Source organism: Nodosilinea sp. AN01ver1 (genome assembly GCF_050565655.1).
Lineage (GTDB): Bacteria > Cyanobacteriota > Cyanobacteriia > Phormidesmidales > Phormidesmidaceae > Nodosilinea.
The window spans coordinates 1-4794 of record NZ_JBNXVS010000103.1 but is presented as its reverse complement, the minus strand read 5'-3'; the positions used below and the strand labels follow the sequence as shown (position 1 = coordinate 4794).

Here is a 4794-nt window from a genome sequence, read left to right as displayed (position 1 = left end):
GCGGCTGCATGGTCTCGGCGGCGTGGGGCGTGGCGTGGCGGCGTGGCCGCGTGGCGTGGCGTGGCGTGGCGGCGTGGGGAGGGCAATAAGAAGCCCCGCTACAGGCAGGGCTGGCGGGGCGGGGGGGTTAGGAGCCCTGTCGGTGAGCCCTTAGAGCGGCTCTGGCGGCTTCTGTGTCGCTAGGGGTAAAGGGCGGCGTATAGGTCGCCTTCCACTCGGCGGGCAATGGCGGCAGTCCAGTACAGCCCACGATCGCACTCTTGACCGCATCTCGCCAAAGCTGGGTCTCGGTGGGTGACATCTCGCATAGACCGAACTGGGGTAGTGGGATCGGTTCACCCCGCCTAATTGCGTTCTGCGCGGTGAGCTGCCAGCCCTGGCGAGCGTCTAGTGTTCTAGCCATTGAGTTAACCGTTAACGTCGCCCCTAGGATGCCCTAGCCCCATTGGGCTACGGATGAACTCATTCGTGGCCCTGTACCGGGCTCGCGTGCCACCCCAAGTAGGAACCCTTGGGTTAAGGCATCTATTGCCGCTGGGGCTCGCTTCAGCCGCTCTTGAATGGTGGCTCGCCTGGGGTATCTGTCTAGGGTGAGCTTGCCTGACTGCATCTTCTGCATGGCCACGCCGAGCCCTTCTATCGGTGCCACCTCTGCCAGGATGTGAACTCGGTACTTTTGCAGAAGTACGGCGACAGGATGAGCCACCACGCCAGGAATAGCATTCAGAACTACAGCGTCGATATCGCCCCAAGTTTCTAGCGTGCTGATTATTTCGCTCGCCTGAAGGGTGGCCTCTGCCAGCGGGGCCAGCGGTCGATCGCCGTGCTCAAAAAGCCACGCCGCCGCCGCCGTGCCATCGCTCCAGATCGCGACAAAGCGCGATAGCTTAGCCCCTGGGGTCTCGCCGATAAAGCCGTATTCTGTCCCAAACCCGCTCATCATACTCTTGCCTCAGAGCGTCTCATCAGCCTCGCTATGGAGCCTCGCCGTTGTAGGTATGGAATTAACCGAACAATGGCAGGTATTGAGCGATTAAGACTATCGAACTTCAGCCAGCCCAACTTGACCAGCCGTTCACGCTCTGGTCTGAGGCTTTCGTATTCTGCGATCGCCGCCGCTAGCGCATCGCTGCTGGCGTTTATCTTTGCAATCGACTCTTCAATGCGAGCCATATCCTGATAGCCCTGCTGTTCGGCGGCTGCCTGTGCGGCCTCGGCGGCTGCCCTGCGATCGGCTGCAGCTTGGCGCTCTGCTTCGGAGGTTGCTTGCTCGTGAAGGCTTTGGATTTTTTCGGTGAGCCCCTGCAGCCGTGTTCTCATGTCGGCGGCTCGATGTGCCGCGACGGTAAATTCTTCGCTACCAGGCTGAAGGCGGCTTAGGTGGCTTTGCAGCTTGGAGAATTCAGCGGCTAGTTTTTCGTGCTGCTGTTGGGCGTCAATTAAAAGTGTCGTGGCTTCGCGTTTGTTCAGGGTCTGGGTAGGCATTGGGTTAGTTCTCCTTGGTGAATAGTCTGTTAATCGCGCTTTCGTCATCGAGGGCGCTGTCGGCTGCATCGTGGCGATCGATCGCATAACGGCGATCGATCGCGCTGGCATCGTCATCGAGGTGCAAGCTCACCACAGGGTGAATTCTTGCCAGCTTCGCGGTAAATCTGGTTACGACGCCTTGAAATTCAACAGGGATTTTGGTCATGGGTTAGTCCTTATGTGGGGGAATTGATTTGAAGGATTTCAGCCGGTCATAGCCTCCAGCCTTTCGATTGTTACTAATTCCGATGGGCCTTTGAGCCCTTGCAGGAATGCCATTAGTAATGGGTCTGAAGATTGCCCTTGGTTCATTTTTTCCAGCAATCTAGCGCCTCCTTTGTAGTCGCCCCATTCAAATTCCCCTGACTTGGATTTTTCTTCATAGAGAGAAGCGCCCTCGAACAAGATTATTTGAGGAAGGATGACTACTGGAAGAGAATTTATCCTTCGTTTCGCCGGGTGGTCTTCGCCGTCAATTCTTTCGATGTCGTTAACGATGACTTTTGTTAACGGCGTTTCGGCGTGCCACTCGTTAATCTTGGCAACAAAGTCATAGCCGTTTGGCCCTGAAACCCAGTCTGCAACGGGGCTTATCGTATTGGTTTTCTTGTCGCGCTCGAACATCATTAGGGCGGTTTTTATCCCGTCCTTGAAGCACCAGAAAGAGGCATAGCGGGAAGTAGTGGTCATTTTTGTATTCCTCCATATCTAGCAGCCGCCAGGGCGAGCCCTAGGGCCATTGTCGTATCGTCATGGGCGTCTTTACCCACGGCCCCCATAGAGCCGTCTTCGAGCTGCTGAAAGCTCAGCAGTTCATCAATAACGGGGCCTTTTGGTATCCCCAATTGACCACGCTCTAAAGCAAGGTCAATCTTGTTGACTATCGAAGCCTTTCGTTCTTTAGTGTTATTGAACCGGTCAATCTGAAGCCCTGGAGAGCCTGATAGAAGGGCTTCATGGTAGCTCTGACCCATCCCATCGTTCGCTTCGACAAAGGTCGCTACAGGGCCATAGGCGTTTAGAATCTCGCTGATTTCTGCGTACCGCCGTTCAAAGGTTATGCCGCGCTTGCGGTACAGCTTGACTACCCGATAGTCTTCGGGGCTTTCTTTCTTGAGAATCAGGCAAACAGTGTAGTCACCTTTGCGCCCTGGCTTGGGCTTGCCGCTGCCATCGACACCAGCGTAGTAAACGGCGGATTCGTCTGGCGGTTCCCACTCGCCCCGCCGAGCCGCCATCACCAAAGGAAACTCGAAGACAGATAAGGTGGTGTCGCTGTCGAAGATTAGCTCGTGCTCTGAATCGACTTGTCCGTCCGTCAGGTCTTGCTCCTTTTGGATTCGGGTCAAGTAGTTAGGGCGCTTTGTTTTGGGGTCGATGCCTTCGGCGGCGAACTGGGGTATTGCCCGCCAGTTTGTGATGACGGCGATTCGCCCCGCCGATCGCTCTACCTGGTAGGGTGCGATGATTCCAGCCCGGATACCTTCAAGGGTTTGTTCTAGCGGTTCCTTGCCGCCGTAGGCTTGGGCGAGTCCCTGGTAGTAGTAGCTCTCACGCTTGCCCGCCGTGCCGATTTGTAGAACGGTGGCCATCGATGACCAGGTTAAGGTCGGGCCCAAGACCGTCATGATTTCTTGTACGTTGCTGGTGTGGCTCGCCTCTTCGATGACCGCCAGGTCTACCGAGTTCAAGCCCCGCCCCGTGGACTCGGCCCCATCTTCATTGCGTGGGTTGCAGCTTCTGAAGTGGAGCTGAGAACCGGACTCGGCGAACTCAATCAGGGATAGAGAATCGGATTCTAGGCGAGTGCCATCGGGGATAAACTTCTTTGCGCGGCGTGCGAGCTGGCGGGAATCTTCGCCTTTCCTGTGAACTAAAACGGCGGTGAACTGAGATCGGCTTAGGGCGAGCCACACCAGCAACGCCAGGACTAAGGCAGTCTTGCCGGTCTGTCTGCTGCTGAGTAGCGTTATGGGCGTTCTGGGGTTCTCTAGCAGCACATGGGCAAACGATTCTTGCCACTCGAAAAGCTCGAAGGGTTGCAGCCCGCCGACTGTTTTTATTCGCAGTGATTTGCACCATTCAATGAACGGTGTCTTGAGCAGCCGATCGCAACCATCGCCCCGCCGAGAATTGGCCCCGTGTTGTTTAAGGGCGGCGAGCAAGGGCGGCGGGTTAATCAGGGTTTGTGGTGGTATGCTTCGCTTCAATGATGTTGTTTAGCTCTCGTGTCAAAATTCCGTAACCCGTCAATCGGTCGTGGGCCGCTTGCAAATTCGCTATTCCATCGGTGAATGAACTAAAGAACGATGGCAGCAAACGAACAGGAATCTCGGCCATATCGCCTTCACTTAGGCTTTCTAACCGAGTCTCTAGAATCTTGGCAAACTTCTCTAGAATCTCTCGGAGCTGCACCATAAGAAGCTCTTCGTCTCGGCGTGCATTTTCCAGAAGTTCTATCGAATACTGTTCAAACTTTTGGCTTAGCTCCGAGTCTCCTTTGGGTGTATCCAATACGAATTGCTTAACAAGCTGCTGAAAATCGCTTCGCCGCTTCCATCGCAGTAGTGTAGTTTCGCCTATTTCAAGCATTTCGCAGATGACACGATTTTTCGCCCCGGCTGCGATGAACTTGGCGGCTTCGGTATGTTTTGCTGATAGCGGCTCTAGTTTCACTGTTTTGCCCTGGCGGTAGGTCGAATCATTGCGTTTCCTAGAATAGCGATTGTTGCTCGTGAGTGAAGCCGCCAAGGGCTTCAAGTTCAGCTTTCCCTAACCACTTAACAAAATGGCCTCTACTACATTTTAGCTGTGCTTTGTGTGGCCCTTTACCTTCGAGTCTAAGAAGGTTGGCATCGCCACAACGGGGGCAAATTTTCATGGTTAAACTTCCTCCCCGTCAAGAAAAGAAACTTGCTTAGGCTCTGTTATTGCTGCCCTGACAGCTTCTTTTTCGCTGTCAGGTATAGCCGCCCAAACCTGGCGTTTGTGAGTTTCGGGAAGTTGCTCGAAATCCTCTACAGCTTCAAGCCCGCCCATCTTTACCGCCGTTACTAAAACATCGGCTAAGCCGCTAACCTCGTGTTCTTTCAGCGGGGCATCCTCGGCGGTGGTGTTGTCGTGGGGCGGTGGTGTTGTTACCCAGGGCCATTTCATTCTCAAGGAAGGCTGAAGATGCTAGAGTTTCAGGCTGATTCATCTTTTCCTTAGGCTCTATGCATCTTTCTCCTCCATCCCCTGCTACGGTTCCCCAAACCCACCCTGAGT

At 54.7% G+C, this 4794-nt stretch carries 8 protein-coding genes; all 8 read right to left on the bottom strand.

The window, feature by feature from the left end:
• Positions 1-127: 127 nt before the first annotated feature.
• Positions 128-403, bottom strand: a complete 276-nt coding sequence (locus tag ACQ4N7_RS29970; protein ID WP_430715078.1) for a hypothetical protein — start codon at positions 401-403, stop codon at positions 128-130.
• A gap of 33 nt (positions 404-436) precedes the next feature.
• Entirely contained in the window at positions 437-943 is a 507-nt protein-coding gene (locus ACQ4N7_RS29965; RefSeq protein WP_430715077.1) for a hypothetical protein, read from the bottom strand.
• A complete protein-coding gene (locus ACQ4N7_RS29960) occupies positions 940-1485 on the bottom strand; it encodes a hypothetical protein (RefSeq protein WP_430715076.1) in 546 nt (181 codons plus the stop codon). The genes ACQ4N7_RS29965 and ACQ4N7_RS29960 overlap by 4 nt, the downstream gene beginning before the upstream one ends.
• Before the next feature lie 4 nt (positions 1486-1489).
• A complete protein-coding gene (locus ACQ4N7_RS29955; protein ID WP_430715075.1) occupies positions 1490-1693 on the bottom strand; it encodes a hypothetical protein in 204 nt (67 codons plus the stop codon).
• A 38-nt stretch (positions 1694-1731) separates the two neighbouring features.
• Positions 1732-2217: a hypothetical protein gene (locus ACQ4N7_RS29950; protein ID WP_430715074.1), complete on the bottom strand. Its 486-nt coding sequence runs from the start codon at positions 2215-2217 to the stop codon at positions 1732-1734.
• On the bottom strand, positions 2214-3737 hold the full coding sequence (locus tag ACQ4N7_RS29945) for a terminase large subunit domain-containing protein (protein ID WP_430715073.1): 1524 nt from the start codon (positions 3735-3737) through the stop codon (positions 2214-2216). Before ACQ4N7_RS29945 ends, ACQ4N7_RS29950 begins: the two co-directional genes overlap by 4 nt.
• On the bottom strand, positions 3703-4278 hold the full coding sequence (locus tag ACQ4N7_RS29940) for a hypothetical protein (RefSeq protein WP_430715072.1): 576 nt from the start codon (positions 4276-4278) through the stop codon (positions 3703-3705). The genes ACQ4N7_RS29945 and ACQ4N7_RS29940 overlap by 35 nt, the downstream gene beginning before the upstream one ends.
• A 132-nt stretch (positions 4279-4410) precedes the next feature.
• Positions 4411-4683 carry a hypothetical protein gene (locus tag ACQ4N7_RS29935; RefSeq protein ID WP_430715071.1) on the bottom strand — a complete coding sequence of 91 codons (273 nt, stop codon included), beginning with the start codon at positions 4681-4683 and terminating at the stop codon, positions 4411-4413.
• Positions 4684-4794: the final 111 nt, after the last annotated feature.

Coding starts and splice junctions, on each gene's coding strand:
- ACQ4N7_RS29935 (WP_430715071.1), bottom strand. CDS start 4,683: ATGAAATGGCCCTGGGTAACAACACCACCGCCCCACGACAACACCACC.
- ACQ4N7_RS29955 (WP_430715075.1), bottom strand. CDS start 1,693: ATGACCAAAATCCCTGTTGAATTTCAAGGCGTCGTAACCAGATTTACC.
- ACQ4N7_RS29950 (WP_430715074.1), bottom strand. CDS start 2,217: ATGACCACTACTTCCCGCTATGCCTCTTTCTGGTGCTTCAAGGACGGG.
- ACQ4N7_RS29965 (WP_430715077.1), bottom strand. CDS start 943: ATGATGAGCGGGTTTGGGACAGAATACGGCTTTATCGGCGAGACCCCA.
- ACQ4N7_RS29970 (WP_430715078.1), bottom strand. CDS start 403: ATGGCTAGAACACTAGACGCTCGCCAGGGCTGGCAGCTCACCGCGCAG.
- ACQ4N7_RS29960 (WP_430715076.1), bottom strand. CDS start 1,485: ATGCCTACCCAGACCCTGAACAAACGCGAAGCCACGACACTTTTAATT.